The 26,319-nt window shown below is 71.7% G+C and carries 30 protein-coding genes; 23 read left to right on the top strand and 7 right to left on the bottom strand.

Translation table 11 applies throughout. The annotated features are described in order from the left end of the window. Positions 1–2 precede the first annotated feature (2 nt). Positions 3–926, bottom strand: a complete 924-nt coding sequence (locus ACOFKX_RS15485) for a flagellin (protein ID WP_419827965.1) — start codon at positions 924–926, stop codon at positions 3–5. Positions 927–1,177: 251 nt separating this feature from the next. On the opposite strand from ACOFKX_RS15485, the gene ACOFKX_RS15480 reads away from it, so the two are divergent. The 21 genes from ACOFKX_RS15480 (at position 1,178) to ACOFKX_RS15380 (ending at position 18,793) form a co-directional block, all read left to right on the top strand. Then, positions 1,178–2,419 (top strand): sigma-54 interaction domain-containing protein, encoded by a 1,242-nt coding sequence (locus ACOFKX_RS15480; protein WP_419827964.1) that lies wholly within the window; start codon positions 1,178–1,180, stop codon positions 2,417–2,419. Positions 2,420–2,430: 11 nt separating this feature from the next. Next, positions 2,431–2,793, top strand: coding sequence for a flagellar hook-basal body complex protein FliE (fliE, locus tag ACOFKX_RS15475; RefSeq protein WP_419827963.1), 363 nt, complete (start codon positions 2,431–2,433; stop codon positions 2,791–2,793). A gap of 1 nt (position 2,794) precedes the next feature. Continuing rightward, on the top strand, positions 2,795–4,549 hold the full coding sequence (gene fliF, locus ACOFKX_RS15470) for a flagellar basal-body MS-ring/collar protein FliF (RefSeq protein ID WP_419827962.1): 1,755 nt from the start codon (positions 2,795–2,797) through the stop codon (positions 4,547–4,549). Continuing rightward, entirely contained in the window at positions 4,542–5,570 is a 1,029-nt protein-coding gene (gene fliG / locus ACOFKX_RS15465) for a flagellar motor switch protein FliG (RefSeq protein WP_419827961.1), read from the top strand. The genes fliF and fliG overlap by 8 nt, the downstream gene beginning before the upstream one ends. After that, positions 5,563–6,192, top strand: a complete 630-nt coding sequence (locus ACOFKX_RS15460; protein ID WP_419827960.1) for a FliH/SctL family protein — start codon at positions 5,563–5,565, stop codon at positions 6,190–6,192. The genes fliG and ACOFKX_RS15460 overlap by 8 nt, the downstream gene beginning before the upstream one ends. Continuing rightward, positions 6,189–7,514: a FliI/YscN family ATPase gene (locus tag ACOFKX_RS15455; protein ID WP_419827959.1), complete on the top strand. Its 1,326-nt coding sequence runs from the start codon at positions 6,189–6,191 to the stop codon at positions 7,512–7,514. Before ACOFKX_RS15460 ends, ACOFKX_RS15455 begins: the two co-directional genes overlap by 4 nt. Continuing rightward, positions 7,511–7,927 carry a hypothetical protein gene (locus ACOFKX_RS15450; protein WP_419827958.1) on the top strand — a complete coding sequence of 139 codons (417 nt, stop codon included), beginning with the start codon at positions 7,511–7,513 and terminating at the stop codon, positions 7,925–7,927. The genes ACOFKX_RS15455 and ACOFKX_RS15450 overlap by 4 nt, the downstream gene beginning before the upstream one ends. Next, complete coding sequence (locus ACOFKX_RS15445) at positions 7,924–9,651, top strand: flagellar hook-length control protein FliK (RefSeq protein WP_419827957.1); 1,728 nt, start codon at positions 7,924–7,926, stop codon at positions 9,649–9,651. Before ACOFKX_RS15450 ends, ACOFKX_RS15445 begins: the two co-directional genes overlap by 4 nt. Positions 9,652–9,684: 33 nt before the next feature. After that, positions 9,685–10,257 (top strand): flagellar basal body-associated FliL family protein, encoded by a 573-nt coding sequence (locus tag ACOFKX_RS15440; protein WP_419827956.1) that lies wholly within the window; start codon positions 9,685–9,687, stop codon positions 10,255–10,257. A gap of 13 nt (positions 10,258–10,270) precedes the next feature. Then, positions 10,271–11,254 carry a flagellar motor switch protein FliM gene (locus ACOFKX_RS15435; protein WP_419827955.1) on the top strand — a complete coding sequence of 328 codons (984 nt, stop codon included), beginning with the start codon at positions 10,271–10,273 and terminating at the stop codon, positions 11,252–11,254. A 5-nt stretch (positions 11,255–11,259) separates the two neighbouring features. Then, the gene (fliN, locus tag ACOFKX_RS15430) at positions 11,260–11,577 is read left to right on the top strand and encodes a flagellar motor switch protein FliN (protein WP_419828283.1); all 318 of its coding nucleotides are present in this window, start codon (positions 11,260–11,262) and stop codon (positions 11,575–11,577) included. Next, positions 11,574–11,903 carry a FliO/MopB family protein gene (locus tag ACOFKX_RS15425; protein WP_419827954.1) on the top strand — a complete coding sequence of 110 codons (330 nt, stop codon included), beginning with the start codon at positions 11,574–11,576 and terminating at the stop codon, positions 11,901–11,903. Before fliN ends, ACOFKX_RS15425 begins: the two co-directional genes overlap by 4 nt. 32 nt (positions 11,904–11,935) lie before the next feature. Then, positions 11,936–12,751, top strand: coding sequence for a flagellar type III secretion system pore protein FliP (fliP, locus tag ACOFKX_RS15420; protein WP_419828282.1), 816 nt, complete (start codon positions 11,936–11,938; stop codon positions 12,749–12,751). Positions 12,752–12,807: 56 nt separating this feature from the next. Beyond that, the gene (locus tag ACOFKX_RS15415; RefSeq protein WP_419827953.1) at positions 12,808–13,089 is read left to right on the top strand and encodes a flagellar biosynthetic protein FliQ; all 282 of its coding nucleotides are present in this window, start codon (positions 12,808–12,810) and stop codon (positions 13,087–13,089) included. A 2-nt stretch (positions 13,090–13,091) separates the two neighbouring features. Next, a complete protein-coding gene (gene fliR, locus ACOFKX_RS15410) occupies positions 13,092–13,877 on the top strand; it encodes a flagellar biosynthetic protein FliR (protein ID WP_419827952.1) in 786 nt (261 codons plus the stop codon). After that, positions 13,877–15,016, top strand: coding sequence for an EscU/YscU/HrcU family type III secretion system export apparatus switch protein (locus ACOFKX_RS15405; protein WP_419827951.1), 1,140 nt, complete (start codon positions 13,877–13,879; stop codon positions 15,014–15,016). The genes fliR and ACOFKX_RS15405 overlap by 1 nt, the downstream gene beginning before the upstream one ends. Before the next feature lie 53 nt (positions 15,017–15,069). Next, entirely contained in the window at positions 15,070–15,351 is a 282-nt protein-coding gene (locus tag ACOFKX_RS15400; protein WP_419827950.1) for a hypothetical protein, read from the top strand. A gap of 52 nt (positions 15,352–15,403) precedes the next feature. After that, positions 15,404–17,107 carry a flagellar filament capping protein FliD gene (gene fliD / locus ACOFKX_RS15395; protein ID WP_419827949.1) on the top strand — a complete coding sequence of 568 codons (1,704 nt, stop codon included), beginning with the start codon at positions 15,404–15,406 and terminating at the stop codon, positions 17,105–17,107. A gap of 19 nt (positions 17,108–17,126) precedes the next feature. Further along, positions 17,127–17,537, top strand: a complete 411-nt coding sequence (gene fliS, locus ACOFKX_RS15390) for a flagellar export chaperone FliS (RefSeq protein ID WP_419827948.1) — start codon at positions 17,127–17,129, stop codon at positions 17,535–17,537. 105 nt (positions 17,538–17,642) lie between these two features. Next, positions 17,643–18,569, top strand: a complete 927-nt coding sequence (locus tag ACOFKX_RS15385; RefSeq protein WP_419827947.1) for a winged helix DNA-binding protein — start codon at positions 17,643–17,645, stop codon at positions 18,567–18,569. Positions 18,570–18,634: 65 nt separating this feature from the next. Beyond that, positions 18,635–18,793, top strand: a complete 159-nt coding sequence (locus ACOFKX_RS15380; protein WP_419827946.1) for a Flp family type IVb pilin — start codon at positions 18,635–18,637, stop codon at positions 18,791–18,793. On the opposite strand, the gene ACOFKX_RS15375 is transcribed toward ACOFKX_RS15380, so the two are convergent. The 6 genes from ACOFKX_RS15375 to lgt form a co-directional block, all read right to left on the bottom strand. After that, a complete protein-coding gene (locus ACOFKX_RS15375) occupies positions 18,768–19,175 on the bottom strand; it encodes a hypothetical protein (protein WP_419827945.1) in 408 nt (135 codons plus the stop codon). The two genes, ACOFKX_RS15380 and ACOFKX_RS15375, sit on opposite strands and share 26 nt — an antisense overlap. A gap of 103 nt (positions 19,176–19,278) precedes the next feature. Then, positions 19,279–19,410, bottom strand: coding sequence for a hypothetical protein (locus tag ACOFKX_RS15370; RefSeq protein ID WP_419827944.1), 132 nt, complete (start codon positions 19,408–19,410; stop codon positions 19,279–19,281). A 460-nt stretch (positions 19,411–19,870) separates the two neighbouring features. Next, positions 19,871–20,641 (bottom strand): peptidoglycan editing factor PgeF, encoded by a 771-nt coding sequence (gene pgeF / locus ACOFKX_RS15365; protein ID WP_419828281.1) that lies wholly within the window; start codon positions 20,639–20,641, stop codon positions 19,871–19,873. A 26-nt stretch (positions 20,642–20,667) separates the two neighbouring features. Then, on the bottom strand, positions 20,668–21,201 hold the full coding sequence (locus ACOFKX_RS15360) for a GNAT family N-acetyltransferase (protein ID WP_419827943.1): 534 nt from the start codon (positions 21,199–21,201) through the stop codon (positions 20,668–20,670). Further along, entirely contained in the window at positions 21,198–22,109 is a 912-nt protein-coding gene (locus ACOFKX_RS15355) for a class I SAM-dependent methyltransferase (protein WP_419827942.1), read from the bottom strand. Before ACOFKX_RS15355 ends, ACOFKX_RS15360 begins: the two co-directional genes overlap by 4 nt. A gap of 61 nt (positions 22,110–22,170) precedes the next feature. Then, complete coding sequence (gene lgt / locus ACOFKX_RS15350) at positions 22,171–23,034, bottom strand: prolipoprotein diacylglyceryl transferase (protein ID WP_419827941.1); 864 nt, start codon at positions 23,032–23,034, stop codon at positions 22,171–22,173. Positions 23,035–23,139: 105 nt separating this feature from the next. On the opposite strand from lgt, the gene ACOFKX_RS15345 reads away from it, so the two are divergent. Next, positions 23,140–25,290: a molybdopterin cofactor-binding domain-containing protein gene (locus ACOFKX_RS15345; RefSeq protein ID WP_419827940.1), complete on the top strand. Its 2,151-nt coding sequence runs from the start codon at positions 23,140–23,142 to the stop codon at positions 25,288–25,290. After that, the gene (gene hemH / locus ACOFKX_RS15340) at positions 25,287–26,297 is read left to right on the top strand and encodes a ferrochelatase (protein WP_419827939.1); all 1,011 of its coding nucleotides are present in this window, start codon (positions 25,287–25,289) and stop codon (positions 26,295–26,297) included. The genes ACOFKX_RS15345 and hemH overlap by 4 nt, the downstream gene beginning before the upstream one ends. The last annotated feature ends 22 nt before the right edge of the window (positions 26,298–26,319 follow it).

Below are 26,319 nucleotides of genomic sequence, written 5' to 3'. Positions count from 1 at the left end.
TATTACTGGAGGAGCTTGAGCACGCCCTGCTGCGACTGGTTGGCCTGGGCGAGCATGGCGGTGGAGGCCTGGCTCAGGATCTGGGCCTTGGCGAGGTTGGTCGTCTCGGCCGAGAAGTCCGCGTCCGAGATGCGGCTGCGGGCGTCCGTCAGGTTGGTGACGTTGTTGGTGAGGTTGTTCACCGCCGAGTTGAGCTGGCTCTGCGCCGCGCCCAGGCCGGCCCGCACCGAGTTCACCGACTTCAGCAGGCTGTCGACGCTGGTGATTGTCGTCTGCGCGTTGGCGACGCCGTTGCTGGCCGCCGAGTCGCTCGACGACACCATCAGGTTGCCCGCCGCGGCCGCCGCGCCACCGCTCGAGATCGCGGCGGCGTGCATCTTGCTGAGGTCGAGCTTGCCGATCGACACCGCGATCTGGTCGGACGAGGTCGAGCCCGCGCCGGCCTGGATCGTGACGGAGACGCCGGCCGCCGGTGCCGTGCCGTCGGCGGTGCCCGCGGGCAGCGTGCCGACGGAGAACAGCGAGACGCCGTTGAACTGGGTGTTCTTCAGCACGCTGCCGATCTGCGACGTCAGCTGGCTGACCTCGGTCTGCATGTTGGTGCGGTCGTCGTCGGAGTAGGTGCCCGAGGCGGACTGCACCGCGAGCTCGCGGACCCGCTGGAGCATGTTGGTGACCTCGCCCAGCGCGCCGTCGGCGGTCTGGACCAGCGAGACCCCGTCGTTGGCGTTGCGGATCGCCTGGTTCATGCCCGAGATCTGCGAGGTCATCGAGTTGGAGATGGCGAGGCCGGCGGCGTCGTCGGACGCCGAGTTGATGCGCTTGCCCGAGGACAGGCGGGCCATCGCGGTCTGAAGCTGCATGTCGGCCATGCGGCTGCCGTTCTGCGCGCGCAGGGCCGACGAGTTGGAATTGATGACGGTCATGAGGATTACCTTTCCCGCTCGATTGCCGGCCGGAGCGACAATCCCTTGCCGGCCACGATGCAGGTAACGGTGGATCGGCGATGGGCTTTAGGCGGAAGATCGCCTTTTCTGTCGCTAACGCGATGTTAACCATGAAATCGCCTCGCGCGCGCGAGAAAGACCGAATCCGGGTGCGCGCGTTATCTGTTTGTTAGGGCCGATCGGCGAGATTCCGGGCTGGACGATGGTCAGGTCGTCCGAGGAGCGCGGGCATGGTTTCGATCGGGATCAGCGAGGCAGCGCAGGCGGAGTGTCCGGCGCTGGGAGCCTGGCTGGCCGGTGTCGGCATCACGGTCGCGCCTGCTCGTGCCGGCACGTCGCAGGGTGGCGTCCGCATCTTCGCCGCCACCGAACAGTCGCTCTCTGGGCCGGGCGACGTCGTGGTGGAGGTGGCGGAGGGTGCGCCCCTGCTGGTGCGTGAAGCGGGGTCGGCGGCGCGCGTGCGCTTCGGCTTCGCCGACATGGCGTTCGGGCTGGCGATGATCGCCGAGCTTGTCCGCCCCGCCGGGCGCCCCGCCGTGGGCGAGCCCGACAGCGCGATGTACCTGAAGCTCGCCGAGCGGGTCGCGGGATCGGACGCGACCGTGCTCGTGCTCGGCGAAACCGGTACGGGCAAGGAGGGCATCGCCCGCCTGATCCACGATCTCTCGCCGCGCGCTCGCGGCCCGTTCGTCGCGGTGAACTGCGCCGCGCTGCCCGAGACGATGCTGGAGGCGATGCTGTTCGGCCACGTGAAAGGCGCGTTCACCGGCGCGGGCGCCGCGTCGGACGGCCTGTTCCGTGCGGCGGACGGCGGCACGCTGCTGCTCGACGAGGTCGCCGAGATGCCGCTCGCGCTCCAGGCCAAGCTGCTGCGCGCCATCCAGGAGCGCGAGGTGCTGCCCGTCGGCGCCACCGTGCCCGTGAAGGTCGACGTCCGCATCGTCGCCGCCGCCAACCGCGAGCTGGCGATCGAGGTGTCCCAGAGCCGCTTCCGCGCCGATCTCTACTGGCGGCTCAACGTCATGCCGCTGGCGCTGAAGCCGCTGCGCGCGCGCCGGCTCGACATCCGCGCGATCGCGGCTCATCTCATCCTCCGCCATACGCCGCTCGGCACCGCCGTGACGTGGCCGACGGCGAATGCGCTCGACCGACTGATGGCGCACGATTGGCCGGGCAACGTCCGCGAACTCGACAACGTGATCCAGCGTGCGCTGCTGCTGCGCGCCGGCGACCGCATCGAGGCCGACGATCTCGCGATCGAGGTGACGCGCGCGACCGCCGCGCCGACGCTCGCGCCCGTGGCTGCCAATGACGGCACGCTGGCCGACGCGTCGCGCGCCTCCGAGCATGACGCGATCCGCGCGGCGCTCGCCGCGACCGGCGGCCGCAAGATCGCCGCCGCCGCGCGGCTCGGCATCTCCGAACGTACGCTGCGCTATCGGCTCGCCGAGATGCGCGCGCTCGCCGCCTGAGGCCTCAAGCCATGACGACGATCACCGCTTCCAGCCTGCTCCAGATGCGGGCGCAGATCCTGCAGCAGAACGCCGCGCTCCAGAAGGCGCAAGTACCCGCGACGACGGCGCCCGCCGCCGCGCCGGGCATCGCCGACGCCACCGCCGCGCCCAAGGCCGATTTCGGCGACGCGCTGAAGTCCGCGCTGGGCCAGGTCAACTCGCTCCAGGCGAAGTCGGAGGATGTGTCGGCTAGCTACGAGCGCGGCGACAGCACCGACATCGCCGCCGTCATGCTGGCGCGCGAGCAGGCCTCGGTCGGCTTCCAGGCGACGCTGCAGGTCCGCAACAAACTCCTGTCCGCGTACAAGGATATCATGAGCATGCCGGTCTGACATGGCTGACGCGAGCGCACCTTCGACGGCCCTCGTCCCCGCCGCGTCCGGCGGGCTTCCCGCATTGGGCGCGGGCGGCGTGGGCGGCATCCTGACGCGCATCCGCACGATCGCGGCGCAGCCGGCGGTGGCCAAGAGCTTGCCGATGATGGGGCTGCTCGGCCTCTTGGGCGCCGCCGCGCTGATCTGGGCGGTGCTCCACCAGCCGGCGCAGCGCGACCTGTTCTCGGGGTTGGGCGATGCCGACAAGGCGGCGGTGGCGCAGGCGCTCGATACGGCCGGAATCAAGTACACGCTCGATCGCGACACCGGATCGCTGACGGTGCCGGAGGACAGCTACTATCGCGCCAAGATGCTGCTCGCGCAGCAGGGCCTGCCCAAGGCAGCGCCCGACGGCGATTCGATGATCTCCTCGCTGCCGATGGGCGCGAGCCGCGCCGTCGAGGGCGAGCGGCTGCGCGAGGCGCGCGAGATGGATCTCGCGCGCACCATCGAGGCGATCGACGCGGTGGAGACCGCCAAGGTCCACCTGGCGGTCGAGGCGCCGAGCGTGTTCCTGCGCGACGCCACCAAGCCGCAGGCGTCCGTCATGCTCCGCCTGCGCGCCGGCCGCACGCTGGGCGACGGACAGGTGCAGGCGATCGTCCACCTCGTCGCCGCCTCGGTATCGGGCCTGGCGCCCGAGGACGTCTCGGTGGTCGACCAGTCCGGCCGGCTGCTGTCCAAGGGCGGCGGCACCGCCGACGACGACGCGCAGGACCGCCAGGTGGCGCTCCAGACGCGGATCGAGGACGGCTATCGTCAGGCGCTCTCCAGCCTGCTGACCCCGATCGTGGGAGAGGGCAATTTCACCGCCAACGTCCACGCCGATCTCGACTTCGCCGAAGTCGCCTCGACGCGCGAGACCTATCCCAAGGACGGCTCGGTGGTCGCGCGCGAGCAGGGGAGCTGGGCCAATGACGGCCAAGGCGGCAACAAGCCCGCGAGCGGCATCCCCGGCGCGCTCTCCAACCAGCCGCCGGCGCCCGCCACGCCGTCCGCCACCGCCAACGGCCAGCCCGCCAACGGTCCCGCCGCGCCCGGGACCGCGCCGGGGCAGGCGTCGGCCGGCGCCGCCAGCAAGTCCAACGAGACCTACGATCGTAGCTATCAGCTCGGCCACGAGGTCTCGGTGACGCGCAACCCGGTGGGCACGGTGCGGCGCCTCTCGGTCGCGGTCGCGCTCCGCCAGGCGAAGGGCGCCAAGCCGCTCACCCCGCAACAGCAGCAGCAGATCGAGGCACTGGTGAAGGGCGCGGTCGGCTTCGACCAGCAGCGCGGCGATCTCGTCTCGGTGTCGCAGCAGAACTTCGTGGCGGATCCGGAGGCGGACAAGCCGGCCTGGTATCAGGCGAGCTGGATCGGCCCGGTGGCGCGCAACGTCACCGCCATCATCGTCGCCGCGATCCTGGTGTTCGGCATCGGCCGCCCGATGCTGAAGCGCCGCGCCAAGGCCGCCGAGGCCCAGGCGGCCGAGAGGGCGAAGGAGCGCGCCGCCGTCGGCCGCGAGATCGCCGGCGCCATTTCCGAGGCGGATCGCGAGACGACGCTCGACGGCACGAAGCCGGTGACGCTCGACATGATCGAGGCGGCGCCGAGCTACGCGGCGCGCGCCGCGCTCATCCGCAACTTCGTACGGCAGGATCCCGATCGCGCCGCGCTGGTGGTCCGCGACCTGATCCGCGCCGACATGCCCAAGGAAGCCGCCAATGGCTGAGGCGCTGCCCGCCCCCGTGCCCGACGCGGCGCCGCCCGCCGGCTCCAGCGCCGCCGCCATCCTGCTGATGCTGCTCGCCGAGGACGAGGCCGCGCAGGTGCTCGGCCGCCTCGATCCCGACGAGGTGCAGCAGCTCGGCACCGCGATGTTCGGCGTCGCCGATGTGTCCGAGGAAGAGGTCGACAACGTCCTCGACCAGTTCGTCGGCCGCGCGCGCGAGCGCACCACGATCGGCTTCGGCGCCGACGGCCAGATCCGCACCATGATGGAGCGCGCGCTGGGCGCCGAGCGCGCCGAGAACATGCTCGCCCGGATCACGCCGCCGACGCGCCAGTCCGCGCTCGACTCGCTCAAGTGGATGGATGCCAAGACGATCGCCGCGCTGGTGGAGACCGAGCATCCCCAGATCGCCGCGCTCGTCCTCGCGCATCTCGAGCCCGGCGTGGCCGCCGACGTGCTCCAGCTCCTTGAGGAGGATGTGCAGGCCGACGTCGTCTACCGCGTCGCGACGCTCGGACCCGTGAGCCACGAGGCGCTCGACGATCTCGAGCGGCTGCTGCTGCGTCAGGTCAACAAGAAGTCCAACGGCTCCGCGCCGGCGCGGGGCGGCGCGAGCGAGGCGGCCAAGATCGTCAACTCGACGCGCACCACCACCGAGCAGCGCGTGATTCGCCAGCTCGCGCGGCTCGACAAGAATCTCGCGCGGATGATCGAGGACGAGATGTTCGTCTTCGACAACCTGATGGCGGTCTCGGAAAAGGATCTCGGCACGCTGATGCGCGGCGTGGACAACGAGATCCTGATCGTGGCGTTGAAGGGCTGCGAGGAGAAGCTGCGGACGAAGATCTTCGGCTGCATGTCTAGCCGCGCCGCCCAGTCGATCCAGGACGAGATGAACGAGCGCGGCCCCATGCGCCTCGCCGAGGTGCAGGAGGCGCAGAAGGCGGTGCTGGCGATTGCCCGCAAGCTCGCCGAGGCCGGCACGATCAGCCTCGGCGGGAAGGGCGAGGACTATGTCTGAGCGCTTCGCGGCCGCCGAGCGCATCTCGATCTGGACCAAGCCGCCGCGTCCCGAAGGGCCGATGCCGTTCGTGGCGTGGGGGCAGGCGCTCCGCCAGGCGTTCGAGCCGCCGCGGGACGAGTTCCCGATCCCCGAAGAACTGACCGTCGATCCGGACGCGGTGCGCGAGGAGAGCATGGCCGAGGGCTTTGCCGCCGGCCTCGCCGCCGGGCGGGCCGAAGCGGACGCCGAGCGCGAGGCGCTCCACCGCCTCGCCGCCGGTCTGGGGGCGCTGCGCCCCGAGCCGACACGTGCGTTGGGCGGGATGATCGCGATGACGGTCGAGCGACTGCTCACCGAACTGATGGGAACGGTGGAGATCGACCGCGATCTGCTACTGGCGCGCGCCACCGCCGCCGCCGAGCTGATCGGCGAGGAGACGCGGCCCGCGTGCCTGAAGCTCCATCCCCACGATCTCGCGCGACTGGAGGGTGCGGCGCTGCCGCTTCCCGCGCATGCCGATCCGACGCTGCCGCCGGGCGGCGTGCGCGTCGAGACCGGGCAGGGCTGGATCGAGGATACGCCGGCGATGCGGCTGGAGACGCTACGCGCGGCGCTCGACCGCGTGACGGCGGCACGATGAGCGTCGTCGCGCGGGCCGAAGCGATGCTGGCGAGCCTCTCCGTCGGCGAGGTGACACCCCGCCGCGTCGGGCGGCTTGCCGCCTTCGACGGGCAGATGCTGGAGGCGACCGGGCTGTCGCTGCCGGTCGGATCGGGCGTGCGCGTGATCGACGCCGACGGCCACGCCACCCGTGCGGAAGTGGTCGGCTTCCGCGGCGAACGATCGCTGATGATGGCGCTGGACGGCGAGGCGCCGCACGCCAATGGCGGTCGCGTCGAGCCCGACGGGCGCGGCGGCGTCGCCGAGGTCGGAGAGGCGCTGCTCGGCCGGGTGGTGGACGCGACCGGCCGCCCGCTAGACGGGCTCGGCCCGATCGGCGAGACGACGACGTGGCCGCTCGCGGGCAAGCCCGCCAACCCGCTCGATCGCGCGCGCGTGACGCAATGCTTCGACATGGGGGTGCGCGCGATCAACGCGCTGCTCACCGCCGGCGTCGGCCAGCGCATCGCGATCTGCGCGGGATCGGGCGTCGGCAAATCGGTGCTGATGGGCCAGATGATCCAGGGCGCCGACGCCGACGTGATCGTCGTCGGGCTGATCGGCGAGCGTTCGCGCGAGGTGGCGGACTTCCTGGCGACCAAGCTGGTGCCCGGCGTGCGCGAGAAGTCGGTGGTGGTGGCGGTGCCCGCCGATCACCCGCCGGTGCTGCGCCTGCGCGCCGCGATGCGCGCCACCGCCATCGCCGAGTATTTGCGCGACAAGGGCAAGCGCGTGCTGCTGCTGATCGATTCGCTCACGCGCTGCGCGCACGCCCAGCGCGAGCTTGGCCTGTCGCTCGGCGAGCCGCCGACGATGAAGGGCTATCCGCCGTCCGCGCTCGCCATGGTGCCGCGCCTGATCGAGCGCGCCGGCGCCGACGCCCACAGTGGCGGCTCGATCACCGCACTCTACACCGTGCTCGCCGACGGCGACGACACCGACGATCCGATCGTCGACACCGCGCGCGCGATAGTCGACGGGCATATCATCCTGTCGCGCTCGCTGGCCGAGCAGGGCGTGTATCCCGCGATCGACGTCGGTAAGTCGCTCTCCCGCGTGATGGCCGACATCGTCGACGACGAGCATGGCATCGCCGCCGCGCGGCTGCGCCGGCTGTGGTCGGTCTATGAGGAAAATCGCGATCTCATCCTGATGGGCGCCTACAAGCCCGGATCGGACGCCACGATCGACGAGGCCGTCATGCGCCGCGAGGAGATCCTCGCGTTCCTGAAGCAGCGGCCCAAGGATCGGGTCGACCTCGCCCACGCCTCCATCGAGCTCATCGATCGGTTCGCGGCGTGAACGCGGTCGTCAAGCGTCGCGAGCGGATCGCCCGAGTGCGCCGGGTGCAGCACGCGCAGGCCGCGGCGATGGCGACGGCGGCCGAGCTTCACCTGAGTTCGCTTGAACATAGCGAGGGGCGGCTGACCGAGCTGCGCGCCAGCCTGTCGTCGGCGACGGGCACCTTCGCCGCCGAGACGCTGGCATCGCGCGCCGAGCTGGCGCTGCGCCTCGACGAGGCACGCTTCGGGCTCATCCCGACGATCGATGGCGCACGCGCCACCGCAGAACTGCGCGCCGCCGAGCGGATGGAGGCGCGACGGCTTCAGGAGAGCGCAGATCGGCTGACGGAGCGCGCCGCCGACGCCGCCAACCGGCTCGCGGAACGCCGCGCGTCGGCGAGTCCGCGCGTCGAACGCAAGAGGGGGGGATGATGGACGCTTTGGGACTGGGGCTCGCGCCCGCGCTGTCTGCCGGATCGGCGACGCCGGCCGCGAACGACGCCGGCGGCGACGCGGGCACGGATTTCTCCGCCCTGCTTGGCGGGATCGTGGTGGCGCCGGCTGCGGCCGGCGCGGCGGGCGCGGCCAGGGCCGCCGACGCCTCCGGCATGGACGGGGCTAATGCCTTGCCGGCGCTTGACCCCGCGATACCGGGCGCAGCTGGCGACGCCGAACTCGCTCCCGCGCTGGCGGCGCTGTGCTCGCTTCCTGCGCCTGCCGACGATGCGTCCGGCGTGCCGACGATGGCGACCGACGACGTGAACCCGCGCCCGGCAAGTGGACCCGCGGTCGCGTCGGCGGGCGCCTCGGCGGACGAAGACGACTCGTCCACGCCTTCGACCGGCCGACACCGGCGCCGGGGAGACGATGATGTCGCGTCGCCTTTCGCGCCTCTCGCCTTCATTCCCGTCCTGCCCGCCGATGCCGAGACCGCGTCGTCGGCCGCTAGGCAGGAGAAGCCGAAGGTGGCGGCATCCACTACCGCCGCCGCCCTGCCGATCGCTTCCGAGCAGCCGGCCGATCTCGCGCTGTCCGTCGGTGCCGGCCGACCGGCCGCTCTCGAGCAGTCGGTCGATTTGTCGCTCACGCCGGCCGAGGCGCGGGCCGCCATCGCGCTCGCCGCCGCCGACGACGACAGGACGGCTGCCGCCACCGCCGTCGCGCCCGACACGAGCGGCGAGGCTTCGATCGTCGCTGCCGGTATGAGCCGACCGGACACGGCCGCGTCCGCCCAGGCCGCGAAGGCGCAGGAGGCACGCGCGGGAGAGGCGCGGGTCGGGGAGGTTCCGCCCGGGCGCGAGACGGTGACGACGGTGGACATGCTCTCCGTCCGATCCACGCCGGCGCGTGTCGCCGTGACGGCGGCGACACCTGTCCCGCTCCGGCCGGAGCCGGAAGCGACGAAGATGGTGGCCGCCGCGGTCGTCGGCGGGTCAGGGGCCGAGCGGCGCGGCGGCAAGCGTGGCACGGCCGCGGTCGAGGCGGCGCCCTCTCCTGTGACGGCCGACGTCACGGGCTCGGCCGTCGCCGCGCCGACGCTGTCGGCGTCCCTCGCGTCGCCCGCGTCGACGATGTCCGCGCCCGACGCGGCGTCCGCCTCGACGATGACGACGGCCGGCACCGTGCTCGCTGCGTCGGGCGCCGATCGTCGGATCGAGGTCGCCAGGACCGCGATCTGGGCGGACGGCATCGCCCGCGACATCGCGTCGGCTTCGGCAACGAGCGGCACCGCGCACTTCACCGTGTCGCCTCAGAGTCTCGGCCAGGTCACGGTCGCGATCAGCCGCGACGGCGCGTCCGCCGACGTCGCGATCACCGCCGCCACCGCCGACGCGCGCGCGCTGATCGCCGACGCGCAGCCGCAGCTCGTCGCCGAGGCGCGCTCGCACGGGCTCGATATCCGCCACACGCGCTTCGACGTCGCGCCCGCCGACGCCGGCAACACGAGCCAGACCGCGACGCAGACGCCATCGGGGATGGTGGCGGGTTCGTTAACCGATCGCGGCTATGCCGGCGGGGCGGGGACCGGCGCGGGTAGCGGCGGCGCCGCCGGCCGACAGCCGCAGCAGCCCCGTCCCGAGCCGCAGCAGCGTGCCCCGGTGCGGACCGCGGCGGCCGCGACGGCGAGGCCGGCCGAGGCCGACCTCTACGCGTGAGCGGGCCATCATGCCTGAGCGGGGATGTGATCGATGAGTGACGACGCGAAGCCCGAGCCCAAGAAGGGCGGCAAGAAGAAGCTGATCCTGATGATCGTCGGCGGCCTGGTGCTCGCCGGCGGCGGTGTGGCGGGCGGCATGTTCGCGGCGGGCATGGGGCTGGGCGGCGCGCACGCCGCCGAGCACGACGATCCCGAGAAGCCGAAGCTGGTGGCGCGCGAGCACGAGACGATCGATCCTTCGGATGCGCGCAAGGAAGTCGGCAGCTTCGAGCCCGATCCCAAGCGCTACAAGCCGAGCTACTACGACATGACCCAGGCCTTCACCTCCAACCTGCGCGACACCGACGGCATCGCGCAGATGGGCCTCAGCGTCTCGACCTTCTACGACGCCAAGGTGCTGGACGGCTTCAAGGACAACGAGACGCCGATCCGATCGGCGGTGCTGGAGACGATCGCCAATCAGGACGCCTTCGTGCTCCAGACGCCGGAGGGCAAGGAGCAGCTCCGTGCCCGCCTGAAGAACGCGATGAATCAGGTGCTCCTCCAGAAAACCGGTTACGGCGGCATCGACAACGTCTACTTCACGAGCTTCATCATCCAGTAGGGCTCGGACGGGCGTGGCGAAGGACGCGAAGACGGGAGCGGGACAGAAACGGCTTCAGGCGGCGTTCGCGACGGCCGATATCGAGCCGTTCGCGCTCGGCGCGGAGTCGCTCCGGCCCGGCGCGCGGCTCGCCGGGCTCGACCGGCTGGGCGAGCGGCTGGCGCGGCGGCTGCGCGACGTGTTCGAACCGTTCGTCAAGGTGAAGCCCAAGGTGGAGGCGGCGTCGTCGCTCACCTCGCGCTTCGACACCTGGCGCGATGCGCTGCCCGAGTTCACCAGCGTCAGCCTTTATCGTATGCGCCCGATGAAGGGCGGAATGCTCATCGCGATCGCGCCCGATTACGTGGCGCGGCTGGTCGACGCTTTCTACGGCGGGACCGGCGCGGCGCTCGGCGCCTCGACCAAGCGCGAGTTCACCGCCGCCGAGGAGCGGCTGCTCGGTCGCGTGACCGAGGGCATCGCCGCCGCCGTCGCCGAGATCTGGACCGAGATCGTCGCGATCGAGCCGCAGCTCGCCGCGCGCGAGATCAACGCCGGCTACGCGACGCTGGTGCGCGGCGACGAGTCGGTGGTCGTCCAGCGTTTCGCGATCGCCGGCGGCGGATCGGGCGAGACCAGCATCGATCTCGTCTTCCCGCTCGCCGCGATGCGCGCCTACGAGGCGCAGCTCTCCGCCAAGGTCCATGCCGAGGCGACGTCGGTGGACAGCGAGTTCCGCTGGCGGCTGGCGCGCGCGCTGGAAGGCGTGAGCTTTCCTGTCCGCTCGGTCGTCGCGCGGCCGACGCTGTCGGTGCAGGAGTTGCTGGCGCTCAAGATCGGTGACGTGATCCCGATCACGCTGGCGCCGCGCGTGCCGCTGCTCGTCGGCAACAGACGGCTTGCGGAAGGCACGATCGGCGAGCAGGAAGGACGCGCGGCGTTCCAGATCGAGACAGTGGGCTCGGATCGGGTCCTGACCGACCGGAGTGGCGCGGATCGCGGGGGGCTGAAGGCGTGAGCGAGATGGGCGAGGCGGCCTTTCCGGGCATCGACGATCCCGACGGCGTGGCCGCGCGCAACTTCCGCCTGCTCGCCGACATCCCGCTCCGTCTCTCGGTGGAGGTCGGCTCCACCTCGCTCAAGCTCTCCGAACTGCTCGATCTCAACGAAGGCTCGGTGGTGGAGCTCGATAGGCAGGCCAACGAGCTGCTCGACATCCTGGTCAACGGCACGCTCGTCGCGAAAGGCGAGGTGGTGACGGTGAACGGCCGCTTCGGCATCCGCGTCGTCGACGTCGTCGCCTCCGAGGCGCGGCTGGCGGGGATCGAACGCCGGGCATGACGCTCGCCTACTTCGTCAACGTGTTCCTGATGCTGGCGCTGGTCGCCGGCATGGCGGTGGGCACGCTGTGGCTGGTGCGACGCTTCCAGCCCGGCCTCGCGACGGGTGCGCGCGAACGCTCCGTCAAGGTGGTCGACGCGGTCACGATGGGGGCGCTGGGCGCGCGGCTGGTCGTGGTCGAGTTCGAGGGCCGGCGGCTGCTCGTCGGCGTCACGCGCACCGGCATGAACCTCATCGCCGAGGCCGGCGCGGACAGCGAGTTCCAGCAGTATATCGACGACGGCGTGCCGCTCGCCGGCGGCCCGCGCGGCGCGGCGCGGCGCTGATCGTGCGTGCCGCGCTCGGGCGCTGGCTGGCGATGCTCGCCGCCGCGCTGCTGCTGACGGTGTCGATGCCGGCCGCCGCGCAGGTGACGGCACCCGCCGCGCCGGCGGCGAACGCGGCACCAGCCCGCGCACCCGGCACCGGCGTGCCCGTGCCGCCCGCGGGCGCCGCGCAGACGGGCGCGCTCAACCGCGCGCTGGGAACGATCTCGGGAGACGGCAAGCCGCTGTCGCTGTCGCTCCAGATCCTCGTCCTGATGAGCCTGCTGACGGTGCTGCCGTCGCTGATCCTGATGATGACGAGCTTCACCCGCATCATTATCGTCCTGTCGATCCTGCGCCAGGCGCTCGGCCTCCAGCAGACGCCGCCCAACCAGGTGCTGGTCGGGCTGTCGCTGTTCCTGACGCTGTTCGTGATGCGGCCGACGATCGACCAGATCAACCAGACCGCTATTACGCCGTACGGGCAAGGTCGCGTGCCGATCGAGCAGGCGATCTCCAGGTCGGGCGATGTGCTGCGCGGATTCATGCTGCGGCAGGTGCGGCAGACCGACGTCCAACTCTTCGCCAATATCGCCAAGGTGCCGAAGTTCGCGACGCCGAACGAGATCCCCTTCTCGATCCTGCTGCCCGCCTTCGTCACCTCCGAGCTCAAGACGGCGTTCCAGATCGGTTTCCTGATCTTCCTGCCCTTCCTCGTCATCGATCTCGTTGTCGCCACGACGCTGATGGCGCTGGGCATGATGATGCTGAGCCCGCAGATCATCTCGATGCCGTTCAAGCTCCTCCTGTTCGTGCTGGTCGACGGCTGGGCGCTGACGATGGGCAGCCTGGCGTCGAGCTTCGGGTGAACCTATCCGGTTCATTGTTGCTTGATAAACACTGTGATCCAGGTTAGGGGCGCGACATGGATTCGACCGTCGGCACCGACTATTTCATCGGCGTGGCGCAACACGCGCTGTGGGTGCTGGCGCTCGCCTCGGTGCCGATCCTCGTGCCCGCGCTCGTGGCGGGACTCGTGCTCGGCATGGTGCAGGCGGCGACCTCGATCCAGGAGCAGACGCTCGCCTTCGTGCCCAAGTTGATCGTGGTCGGCGTGTGCTTGGCGCTGTTCGGCGGGGCGATCATCACGCTCCTCGCCGACTTCATGCGCGAAATGTACGCGCGCATCCCGGATCTGGTGCAGTAGCCATGTTCCCGATGGGCTTCGCCGGGCTGGAGGCGCAGCTCTGGCTCTACCTGGTGGCGATGGTGCGGCCGGGCGCGGCGCTCCTCACGGCGCCCGTGTTCGGCGCGTCCAACGTGCCCGTGCAGGTGCGGCTGATCCTCGCGCTGGCGATCGGCATCCCGGCGATCGGCGGCACCGCCATCGACCTGCCCGACGGCGGGCTCGCCACGGTGGAGGGCTTCCTGCTGGTGGCGGGCGAGGTGCTGGCGGGGCTCGCACTCGGCTTCGCGGTGCAGCTCGGCTACGCCGCCGCGATGATGGCGGGCGAGGTGGTGGGCAACGCCATGGGGCTGGGCTTCGCGCAGATGATCGATCCGTCGAGCGAGGGTTCGAGCACCGCGCTCGCCTCCTTCCTGTCGATCATCGCCACCTTCCTGTTCCTCTCGATCGGCGGCCATCTCGCGCTCGCCTCGATCATTGTCGACAGCTACCGCGCGCTGCCGCCGGGCCAGGCGTGGCTCGGGCAGGGGAGCGTCCACTCGATCGTCCTGTTCGGCGGCGACATGATGGCGGCGGCGATGACGATCGCGCTGCCGATCGGCTTCGCGCTGGTGCTGGTGCAGGTGGTGATGGCGATGCTGGCGAGGAGCGCGCCGCAGATGAACCTGTTCTCCGTCGGTTTGCCCGCCACGCTTCTCGCCGGCATCGTGCTGCTGGCGATCGCCGCCCCCGCGATCGGCGCGGGCATCGAGACCTCGATCCTGCGCGGTATCGAGCTGGCGCGCGGGCTGGCGGCGGGCGCCGCCTGATGGCCGAGGAAGGCGGCGGCGAGAAGAGCGAGGCACCGACCGCCAAGCGCCGCAAGGACGCCGTCGAGAAGGGCGACGTCCTCCAGTCCAAGGAACTGGGCACCGCCATGGTGGTGCTGGCGGGCGCGGCGTGGCTGGCCATCGGCGGCCCGCTGCTCGTCCAGGCCTGCGCCGAACTCATCCGCAGCTCGCTCGCCTTCGATCGCTCGGCCGTGGCGGATTTCGAGCCGGGCACGACGCTCGTCTCGATGCTGGCGCGCGTGGCGCTGCCGCTCGCCACGCTGTTCGCGGCCACGCTGCTCGCCGCCGTGGGCACGCCCGCGGTGCTCGGCGCGCTCGGCTTCCGTTGGCAGGCGGTGGCGTTCAAGGGCGAGCGGCTGAACCCGCTGGCGGGCATGAAGCGCATCTTCGGGCCGCAAGGTGTGATCGAACTCGGCAAGGCGCTCGCCAAGATCGTTGTGCTGGGCGCGCTCGGTTGGTGGCTGCTCTCGAAGCGGCTGGCGGGGCTGACCGCGATGGGGCGGGGCGACGTGTCCTCGGCGATGGCGCAGCTCGGGCAGAGCTTCGTCTTCGCGGTACTGACGATGGCGTTGGGTCTGTTCGCGATCGCGGGCGTGGACGTGCCCGCGCAGATCATCCGTCGCACCGGCCGCCTGCGCATGACCAAGCAGGAGGTGAAGGACGAGAACAAGGAGAGCGAGGGCTCGCCCGAGCTCAAGGGCGCGATCCGCCGCCGCCAGATGGAGACGGCGCGTCGCAGCTCGCGCGCCGCCGTGCAGACTGCCAGCGTGGTGCTCACCAACCCTACGCATTTCGCGGTGGCATTGCGTTACCGCCCCGGCCAGGACGCGGCGCCCACCGTGGTGGCGCGCGGGCGCGGCGCGACGGCGGATGCGATCCGCGCGCTCGCCACCGAGGCCAAGGTGCCGATGCTGCGTTACCCCGAACTCAGTCGCGCGCTCTACTTCACCACGCGTTCGGGGCAGATGATCCGCGAGGATCTCTACATCGCGGTGGCGACGGTTCTGGCGTTCGTGTTCAACCTCGATCGGGCGATGGCGGAAGGGACGCCGCAGCCGGCGGTCGAGGTGCCGGCGCCGGTCCGCTTCGACGAACATGGTCGGGCAATTACGGATTAGTGGAGCGATCGCCGGTTAAGAGCGCTCTTACTCGCCGATCGTAGTTCCGCGTCATGTTCTCCGGTGTGCTATCGACGGCGAGGGGACGCCCCCGGCGCGCGACGCGGCGCGACCGGCGGCGGGCGTGGCTCGCCGCGGTCGGCGCGGCGCTAGCGGAGGCCGACACGATCCTCGACGAGCTGTCAGGCGAGGAGGGTGACGCCGCCGAGGTGCGCGCCCGCGTCGCCGCCGCGCGAGAGGTCGCCGCCGCGCTCGGCGCGGGGCTGAGATGCGGTTCGGTCGCGAGGCGGCGCGCTCCGGCTCGCGACGGGTCGCCGGACCCGGCGGACGGATGAACCAGCTATAAAGATTCGCGCGCCATGGTCGTCATCCTGAGCGGAGACCGACATGACGACGACGAGCACCACCAGCAGCACCACGAGTGCCACGACGACGACCTCGTCGAAGTCGAACAGCTCGCTCGGCGCCAGCATCGTCAGCTCGCTGAACGCGGGTTCGGGCGTCGACACCGATACGCTCGTCACCAACCTCGTCGCCGCGCAGAAGGCGTCGCTTGAGGACGCGATCACCACCAAGCAGACGGCGAACACCGCGCAGCTCTCCGCCGCCGCGACATTGTCCGCCGACATTACGGCCTTCTCCGGCTCGCTCGACACGCTGATCTCGGGCGGCACGCTGATGACGCAGCCGACGTCCTCCAACACCGCCGTCGCGACCGCCAGCGCGGTCGCCGGCAGCCGCATCGGCAGCCTGTCGGCGACGCTCAACGTGACGCAGCTCGCCAAGGCGCAGACGGTGGAGTCGCAGCCGGTCTCGACCTCCGCCTCCTACGCGTCCGGCGGCATGACTATCGCGACTACCGGCGGCGCTTCGGTGACGCTGGCGGCGGGGACGGACTTCACCAGCCTGCCGACGCTCGTCGCCGCGATCAACGCCAAGACCGCCGCCACCGGCGTCGCCGCCAGCATCGTCAAGGACGGCAACGGCTCGCACTTGGTGATGAAGGGGACAACGGGCGCTTCGCAGGGTTTCTCGGTGACGGCGAACGGCGACGTCGCGGGCTTCGCCTACGCCCCCGTCGACGGCGACACCGCCGCGCCGGACGTCGTGACGGGCGCGGGCATGCAGCGGCTGCAGGCGGCGCAGGACGCGGCGTTCACCGTCGACGGCGTCAGCTACACGCGTTCGTCCAACACCGTCGGCGACGCGATCCCCGGCGTGAAGCTCACCCTCGCCGCCACCGGCACCACCGGGCTGACGGCGACGCGGCCGACCGACGCGATCGCGCAGGCGGTGACGGACTTCGTCTCCGCCTACAACACGCTCAAGACCGAGATCGACAGCGCCACCGCCGCGTCGACATCGTCGAGCGACGCGGGCGCGCTGCGCGGCAACGCCACGATCCGCGACATGCAGCAGCGGCTCGCCAAGCTCACCACCACGCCGCTGATCGCCAGCGGCTCGATCACCACGCTCGCCCAGCTCGGCGTGCAGACGGGACGCGACGGGACGCTGTCGGTGAGCGCGTCGACGCTGAACTCGGTGATCGTCCAGTATCCCGACGACGTCGAGGCGATGTTCAACCCGACGCAGAGCGCCTCCTCGGGCGCGGTCACGATCCGCAGCAAGGTCGGCGTCGTGGCGGCGGGCACCTACCGGCTCACCGACCTCGTCGCCTCCAGCGGTGCGACGGCGGCGTCGGGCAAGGTCAACGGTGTCGCGGCGAGCGGCAGCGGTTCGCTGCTGACCGCGGCGACGGGCAACGGCGTCGACGGGCTGATGTTCAGCGTCGGCGCCGGCGCTCCGTCCAGCGCGACGCTGTCGATCGATCTCGGGCTCGGCGGCGCGCTCTCGCTCATCAAGACGGCGCTCGCGGGCACCGGGGGCACGCTCACCGCGCTCACGTCGACGCTGAAGACGCAGGCCTCCACCTTCGCCGACCAGATCACGGCGGCGGAGGCGAAGCTGACCGTGTACCACGATCGGCTGGTCTCGCAATTCTCGACCATGAACACCCGCGTCTCCGGCTACAAGGCGACGCAGAGCTACCTCACCCAGCAGATCGACCTCTGGACAAAATCCGACAACTGACAGCCACGGAGCGTAAACCATGTTCGGCACATCCGGCGCCTATGGCGCGCCCGGCGCGGCGCGCGCGCGCTACCGCGACATCGACCTCACCAGCCGGATCGAGGGCGCCAGCCCGCACGCGCTGATCGCGATCCTGTTCGACGAGCTCGGCCGCACGCTCGATACCATGGCGGCCGCCTTGTCGGCGGGCAGCGGCGCGACCCGCGCGGGCATGCCCGAGCGGCGCGCGCGCGCGACCTCCATCCTGCTCGGTCTCGAAGGCAGTCTCGACCACGCGACCGGCGGCGAGCTGGCGAGCGGCCTTGCCGCCGTCTATCGCGAGGCACGGCGGCTGATCGGCGACGCGCTGGTCCGCAATGATCCGAAACCGCTAGTCGAGGCTCGCCGGATGATCGGCGAGATCGCGGATGCCTGGACGAACATCGGCTGACTGATCCGTTCCCGATATAATTACGGATCGACCTTGCTCCGTTCTGGTGGCATGCCGGAACGGATGTCGAACGCCATCGTTCGATCCGCCGGTTGGGAGACGGGCATGAACGGCGAGAGGGCGTGCTTCCTGCCCGACGCGAAGGTCGATCCCGCGTCCATACGATATGACGATGCGAGGCCTTCGGCGCTGGTCTTTGCCGACGATGAGGAGAGGCGCGAGCGGCTCACGGCGATCGCGGCCGGGCGAGGCCTGCGTGCCGTCGCCAAGCTCCCGATCGCGGAGGCCGCGGCGCGGCTCGCCTATCAGGTGTCGGGGCTGGTCATCCTCGAAGTCGCGGCCGACGGTGGCGTCGCGTTCGACCGGCTGCTCGATCATGTCGAGGACGCTGCCGGGACCGGCGCGGGAACGATCGTGATCGCGAGCGAGGGCATGATTGACCTCGTCGCACGCGGGCTGGGCATCGCGTCGACCGCGCTGCTGATCGCCCCGGAGGACGAGGAGATCGGCGCCGCCATCGACGAGCTGCTCGCACCCCGTGAGGCGGTGCTGGCCGACAGCGCGTCCGACGCGGCGAACGGGCGGCGTCTGCGCGAGCTCAGCGAGGAGGTCGGCCGCATCGCGCGCACGCTCGCCAGCCTCTCGGCGGGGGCCGACGCGATGCCTGGCATGACGGTCGAGCCGCGCAGCGTCGCGAACCGCCTGCAGATCGCCCGCGCGGAAATCCGAGTGCGGCGCCTGCGCGACCAGTTCTTCGACCCGTCGCTGTTCGCCGATCCGGCCTGGGACATGCTGCTCGATCTCGCCGCCGCCGACCTCGAGCGCCGCCGCGTCGCCGTCTCCAGCCTGTGCATCGCCGCCGCCGTACCCGCGACCACCGCTTTGCGCTGGATCGCGCAGATGACCGAGCAGGGCCTGCTCGCGCGCTACCCCGATCCCGACGACGGCCGGCGCGTCTTCATCACGCTGACCGAGGCCGCGCGATCCGGCATGAGCCGCTACCTGGACGCTTGCGCCACGCTCCGCGGCTGACGGCCGCGTTGAATTAGCGGGTCGTAAACGCTTCGGCGATAGCAGCCGCCACAGGGAGTGATCGCATGAGGATTTTCAGGTCTGTGCGTCGTGACGCGCGGGGCGCCACGGCCATCGAGTACGGGCTGATCGCGGCGCTGATCGCGGTCGCGGCGATCACGGCGATGGGAAAGGTCGGCAGCAAGCTGCAGAACACGTTCAACAACGTGTCCAATCGCGTGTGAGGTCACGCGCGCCCGCTCCCGTCATGCCGGGCGTATCATCCGCGGGCGGAGCGGCTCGACCTGCCTGCGCGCGGCCGCCGATCAGTGCCGCCCACCCGGGCCAGCTCGCCGCCGCCAGCTGCGCGAGGAAGATCGCGTTCTCCGCCAGCGCCATGGCGCGATAGTCGATCCGCCCGCGCGCGAAAGCGAGATCGATGGCGACGTCCGCCGCGTAGAGCAGCGCGAGCGCCGCCGCCCACCGCCGCCGGCTGGCGAGGAACAGGCCGATGGCGAGCGCGGTGAACAGCAGGTCGGTAACAAGCGAGGACGCGCCGAAGCTGCCGCTCAGCCAAGTCGCGGTGTTGACCGCCCAGAAGACGAGCATGGTGCCCGTGCTCGCCACCGACAGCCGCTAATCGCTCTCGTCGGAGAAGAGCGATATGACGAACGCCAGCGAGGTCGCGATCGCGAACAAGGCGATCTGCAGGCCTTCGCTCATGTCCGCACTACTGCTGGTGTGGACCGGGCGTGATCGGGATGCCGCCCCCGTTCGGTTGCATCACGGGGGGGCCGGCGGAGGAGGCCTGCGCGTCGGCCGGTTGCGCGAGGAGCGCGAGCACGTAAGCGAGAAGATCCATGACGATCCCCCTTCGCGGCACCATCGCCGCACTCCAATCATACTGCGCGTGCCGGGATCGTGCCAGGGCGGCCAGCGTACGAACCGCGGCTTGGCCGCAATAGCGGCGAGCACGCGCCGGCGTTCGCTGCCTTCGCGAGACGAGCCCGTCAGCTCCGCGAGGGGGCTATTCCGCACGCGCCGGTTTCCGCTAGACGGCGTCGATGCGGCTGCTGTGGGGATGGCTCGCGAGGTGGTGGACGCGGCGCCGGACGCAGCGCGAGTTCACGCGGCTGCGCGGCGAGCTCACGGATCTGCGGCGACGCGTCGGCGAGCAGCCGTGGTGGGGCGAGCTACCGCCCGACAGGACTGGGGCCGAGGCACGCCGTGAGCGGGCGCGCCGCTAGCCGACACGGCAGGACGCGCTGCGCGCTTCCGCTTCCCCTGATGCCGCAACCCGACTGCGCGCATCGAGGTGGCGCCTAGTTAGACGCCAGCCCGATCAGCGCGATCTGCCGGCCATAGCCGGTCTCCCCCCGGTGCGTGGCGCGGCGGAAGCTGAAGAAGCGCGCCTCGTCGGCGTAGGTGTCGAGGTGAAGCGGGTCGATCACCGTCACGCCCGCCTCGGCCAGCCGGCGGCCGACGAACCGCTCGATGTCGAACTGGTGGCGGCCGGGGCGCCCGGGTACGAGCAAGTCCGCGCGCGCTGGATCGCCGGCGACGAGGCGGTCGCGAAAGGCGTCGTCCACCTCATAGCTCGGCTGCGCGATGCACGGGCCGATGGTGGCGGCGATGCGCGCGCGATCCGCTCCGAGCGCGACCATCGCGTCGACCACCGAAGCGACGACGCCGCCGAGCGCGCCTTTCCAGCCGGCGTGCGCGGCGCCGACGACGCCTGCCCGCGCATCCGCCAGCAGCACCGGCACGCAGTCCGCGGTCAGGATACCGATCAGCAGGCCGGCTCGGTCCGTGACCAGCGCGTCGGCGTGCGGCCGCTCGTCGTCGCCACCCGGCTCGGCCACCACGGTCGTGGCACCGTGGACCTGGTGCACGGTCACCAGCGTGGCGCCGGGCATGACGGCTTCCACCGCTCGCCTGCGATTCTCCGCGATCGCCGCCCGGACATCGTCCGAGCCGAGCCCGACGTTCAGCCCGGCGTAGGCGCCCGTCGAGACGCCGCCGCGCCGCCCGAGGAAGCCGTGCGGAAGGCCCGCCAGCACCCTGCTGTGGATCGCCTCGACTCCCGCGCTGATCGTCGCGTCAATCGTCGCGCTGATCGTCACAGGGCCAGCCGCATGATGTCGTCCTCGTCCTCGTGCGCGCCGACCTTGAACGCGTAGGTGCCGACGCGCTCGAACCCGTAGCGCCGGTAGAAGCGCCGCGCACGCTCGTTGTCGACGAAAACCGAGAGGGCGAGGTCGGCGGCGCCGCGTGCGCGCGCCGTGGCGATCGCCCAATCCATCGCCGCGTGCGCGGCGCCGCCGCCTTGCCATGGCCTCAGCACGTAGAGTTGGCGCAGTTCGATCGTCGGGCGCGGCCGCTCGACGGGCAAGATCGGCGGGCCGAGTTTGCAGTAGGCGATCACCCGGCCGTCCGCCTCGCCCAGCCGCACGGCGTAGGCGGCGTCGGCGATCTCGGCGCGCCAGCGTTCGACGGTGTGCGTCGCCAGGAAGGCCGCGAGATCGGCGGGCGCGTAAAGATGCCCGAACGTCTCGGCGAAGCTCTCCCGGCCGAGCGCCGCCAGCGCGGCGGCATCACCCGGCGTGGCGTCGCGCCAGGTGACCGCTCCCGGCTTCGCGCGCGCGCCGCTCACGTGAAGCCCGCCGGCGTGGGCCAGCCGCGGGCCGTGACGGCCAGCACCTTGAAGAGCATCCCCATCTCCTCGCGATCGACCAGCCGCCGCCGCGCCGCCGCGATCATGGCGTCCTGCCCCGAGGCGCGCGCCAGCGCGGACGCCCTCGCATCGATGCCGAGAGCGACCAGCCACGCACCCTGCGGGAGCGGGCCGTGGACGGCGCAGCCCTCCGCGCGCGCCGCGTCCGCCAGCGCGGCGAGGTCGACATGCGCGGTGAGGTCCTGCTCCCCGGGCCGGTCGAGCGGATCGGCGAAACGGTGGCCACGGACGGCTTGAAGCGTGTCGCCGGTGAGCGGGCCCTCATAGCCATAGTCGATCAGCAAGGCGGCGCCGCCCTGCCGCGCGATTTGCGTTGCGAGCGTGCGCAGGATGGTGACGCCGGTTGGACAGGACTCGGTCACCGCGCCGCCGGCGGCGGGCTCAAAGGCCAGACGGTCTCCGTCGAGCGTCACTGCGCGCTCGCGTCCGGCGACGGTCTGCCGGATCGGCAGCGCATCGAAGAATTCGTTGGCGACCACCAGCAGCGCGTCGGCGTCGGGCAGATCGTCCACCGCCTCGTGATGGACGGCGCCGGGCAGGCGGCCCGCCTGCGCGGCGCGCAGCACCGGGCTCGTCTCGACAAGGTGAACGGCAGGCGTGAAGCCGGCAACGGCCATCGCGCGCGTCGCATCGGCGGCCAGCGTGCCGCGTCCGGGGCCGAGCTCGACGTAACGCGCCGCCGGCCGGCCGGCGCGATCCCACAGGTCGGCGAGCGCGAGCCCGACCAGCTCGCCGAACATCTGGCTGATCTCGGGCGCGGTGGTGAAGTCGCCCGCCGCGCCCAAGGGGTCGCGCGTGGCGTAGTATTGTGCGTTGCAGCGAGCCATGTAGTCGGCGAGCGGGATCGGCCCGCAATGTCGGATTTGCCGCTTCAGCTCGTCGGCGAGATCAGGCGACGCTCGCGCTCCCGGCGATCGGCTCCACGCGCTGGCGGCGTCCCGGCGCGGTCGCGATCAGGTAGAGGCCCAGCAGCAGCATCGGCACGCAGAGCCACTGGCCCATGTGAAGGCCCGTTTCCCGCGCGAACTCGACGAGTTGCTCGTCGGGCTCGCGTACGAACTCGACCAGGAAGCGGAACAGGGAGTAGCAGACGAGGAACACGCCGGTGATGAAGCCCGGCTTGTAGCGCGCGGTCGCGCTTCGCCAGAAGGTCACGCTCAGGATAGCGAAGAGGATGATGCCCTCCAGCGCCGCCTCGTAAAGCTGGCTCGGGTGACGCGGCACGTCGCCGCCGCCGGGGAAGACGATCGCCCACGGCACGTCGGTCGCCTTGCCCCACAGCTCGCCGTTCACGAAGTTGGCGATACGGCCGAAGAGCAACCCGATCGGCACCAGGACCGAGATATAGTCGCACACCCGCAGGAAGGAGAGCGCCTGTCGACGACAGAAGATCAGGATGGCCAGCGTGACGCCGATCGCGCCGCCGTGGAACGACATGCCGCCCTCCCACAGCCGCAGGACCTCGCCCGGATGCTGGAGATAATAGTCCGGCCGGTAGAACAGCACGTAGCCGAGCCGGCCGCCGAGCAGCACGCCCAGCGTCGCGTAGAACACGAAATCGTCGGCGTGGCGCCGCGCCATCGGCGCCCCGGGCTGCGCGATGAGCTTCAGCAGGTACCACCAGCCGACGAGGATCCCGGTGATGTAGGCCAGCGAATACCAGCGGATCGCCAGCGGCCCGAGCTGCACGGCGACCGGCGAAAGCCCGAGATCGGCGAAGTGGGTAAAGTGGGCGGGATCGACCGGCGGCATGGCGGTGCTGTAGCGGCGGCGGCGGCGTGCGCAACATGATGATCCGGCCGGAGCGGCGCCTTCGGGAGTGGATTCGGGGTGCGTCCTCCGCCTAGGGTCTCGGTCATGGCGGGCGGGATCACGCGGCGGCGGGTGCTGACGGGCGGCGGTGCAGGCGTCGGTCTCCTCGTCGCGTGGACGCTTTGGCCGCGCCGCTGGGGCGCGAACGTCGCGCGCGCTCCGGGCGAGACGGTGCTCGGTCCGTTCCTCAGGATCGGCGAGAATGGCCGCGTCGTCGTGCTGGTGCCGCAGGCCGAGACGGGGCAGGGGATCTGGACCGCGCTCGCGCAGGTCGCGGCCGACGAGCTCGGCGCGGACTGGCGGACGGTGGCGGTCGAGCCGGCGCCGGCCAGCCCCGCCACCGCCAACCTGCTGCTCGCGGGCGAACTCGCCGAGCACGCGCTGCCCGATGCCGCCGCGCCGATCCTGACCGGCTATGCCCGCAGGCGGGCGCACGAGGAGGGCTTCGCGGTCACCGCGCTGTCGACGTCGCTGCGTGGGTTCGAGCGGCCGATGCGGACGGCCGCCGCGACCGCGCGCGCGCTGCTCTGCATGGCGGCGGCGGAGCGCTGGGGCATCGATTGGCGGGCGTGCGACGTCGAGGCGGGCTTCGTGGTGCGCGGCCGCGATCGGCTGCGCTTCGCCGAACTGGCGGCGGAGGCGGCGGGGTTCCAGCCGCCCGAGCAGCCGCCGCTCCGCAGCATCGGCGACGGCGGCCTCTCCGGGCGCGCGGTCCCGCCGCTCGACGCCGCCGCCAAGCTCGACGGCTCGACGCGCTTCGCGGGCGACGTGCGGCTGCCCGGCATGGTGTTCGCGGCGGTCCGGCAGGCGCCGCTCGGCAATAGTCGGCTCGTCCACCTCGACAAGGTGGCGGTGCGCGACGTGCCGGACCTCGTCGCGATCGTCGACACGCCCGGCTGGGTCGCGGCGGTGGCTGACAATTGGTGGGCGGCGAACCGCGCGCTTGATCGGCTGGCACCTCGCTTCGAGACGCGCGGAGGTCTGCCGGACGACGCCTCGATCGCACGCGCGCTCGCCGACGCGCTCGGCCCGGAGTCACCGCCCGCCTCGGGCGAGATCCGCGCCGACTACATCAGCGGACCGGTCGCGCTCGCCGCGATCGAGACGCCCGCCGCCACCGCGCGTCTAACCGGCGATCGGCTGGAGATCTGGGCGGCGACGCAGGCGCCGGGCGACGCGCGCGCGGCGGCGGCGAGCGCGATCGGGTGGGGCGAGGATCGCGTCGCGCTCTATCCGATGCCGGTCGGCGGTGGCTTCGGCCAGGGGCTCGATCACGCCGCCGTCGCGCAGGCCGCGCGGATCGCCGCCACCGTGCGGCGGCCGGTGCAGCTCATGTGGTCGCGCGTCGAGGCGTCCCTCCACGATCGCTTCGGCCCGCCCGCGCGCGCGCGCCTGACGGCGACGGTGGCATCCGGTCGGATCGCCTCCTGGCGTGCCGAGATCGCGAGCCACGACGCGGTCGAGGCGACGTTCGCGCCGATGCTGCCGCACGTGCCGACCGGTGGCGCCCGGCCGGGCCCACCGCCTTACGCGATCCCGAAGGTGGAGGTCGCGCATCACGCCGCCGACCTCCGCCTGCCAACGGGTGTCGTACGCGGCGAGGCGGGCGTCGCCGCCTGCTTCTTCGCCGAGAGCTTCGTCGACGAGCTCGCCGCCCAGGCCGGCGTCGATCCGCTGTCGTTCCGCATCGCCATGCTGGGCGACGAGCCGCGCCTCGCCGATTGCCTGTCGCGCGTGGCGGTAATGGGCGAGTGGCAGGGCGGCATCGCCGGCGTGGGGCAGGGCCTCGCCGTTCACGCCGCCTATGGCAGCTTCGCCGCCGTCCTCGCGCAGGTGCGAGTCGAGGGCGGGGCGATCGTCGTCGAGCGGCTCACCTGCGCGGCCGACTGCGGGCGGATGGTCAATCCCGATCTCGTGCGGCGGCAGGTTGCGGGCGGGCTGCTGTTCGCATTGCCGCACGCGCTCGGCCCCGGGGTGACGGTGACGGCGGGTCTGCCGGCGCGGCGACGGATCGGCGAGATCGGCATCCCGACGGTGGCCACGGCACCGGAGCTGCGCGTCCGGTTGGTGCCGAGCCTCGCCGATCCTGGCGGCGTGTCGGGGCTGACGGTTCCCCCCGTCGCGGCCGCGCTCGCCAACGCGCTCGCCGCGCTTACCGGGCACCGATCGCGATCGCTGCCGTTGAGCCTGCCGTGAGCCACCGTCCGCCCGATCATCCGCCGATCCCGTCGCCGCGCGTCGGCGTCCTCCTCGTCAACCTCGGCACGCCCGACGCGGCGGAGGCGGGCGCGGTGCGCCGCTATCTCGCCGAGTTCCTGTCGGATCGCCGCGTCGTCGAGATCCCGCGCGTCGCCTGGCTGCCGATCCTGCACGGCATGATCCTGAGGACGCGGCCGGCGAAGTCGGCGCACGCCTACCGGCAGGTGTGGAGCGAGGCGGGCTCGCCGCTCGCCGCGATCACCGCCGCGCAGGCGCGCGCGCTCCGCGACGCCTTCGGCCCGGACGTGATCGTCGATCATGCCATGCGCTACGGGAACCCGGCGATCGGTGACCGGCTCGCCGACCTGAAGGCGCGGGGTTGCGAGCGCATCCTCGTGGCGCCGCTCTACCCGCAATATTGCGCCGCGACGACCGCCACCGCCAACGACGCCGCCTACGCCGCGCTGGCGACGATGCGCTGGCAACCGGCGCTGCGCACGCTGCCGCCCTACCACGACGATCCCGCCTACATCGCCGCGCTCGCCGCCTCGATCGAGCGCGAAGTGGCGGCGCTGCCCTTCGTGCCGGACGCGATCATGGCGAGCTTCCACGGCATGCCGCAGCGGACGCTGACGCTGGGCGATCCCTACCACTGCCATTGCCGCAAGACCGCGCGGCTGCTCTCCGACGCGCTCGGCCGCGAACTGGTCGTGTGCTTCCAGTCGCGGTTCGGGCGTGCGAAGTGGCTGGAGCCCGCGACCGACGCGACGCTCGCGGAGCTGCCCGCGCGCGGCATCCACAAGCTGGCGATCGTCGCGCCGGGCTTCTCGGCCGATTGCGTCGAGACGCTGGAGGAGCTGGCGATCCGCGGCCGCGAGACCTTCCTCGCGGCGGGCGGGGAGGAGTTCGCGTGCCTGCCCTGCCTCAACGCCTCGGACGAAGGCGTCGCCATGCTCCGGACGATCCTCTCGCGCGAGCTTGAAGGCTGGACGTCCCGCACCTAGGCTCCGATGCAAACAAAGGAGA

The organism is Sphingomonas sp. (genome assembly GCF_965200105.1).
In the GTDB taxonomy this organism is placed as follows: Bacteria; Pseudomonadota; Alphaproteobacteria; order Sphingomonadales; family Sphingomonadaceae; genus Solisphingomonas.
Note: the sequence above shows the minus strand (reverse complement) of the source record. Positions and strands in the feature narration are given on the sequence as shown.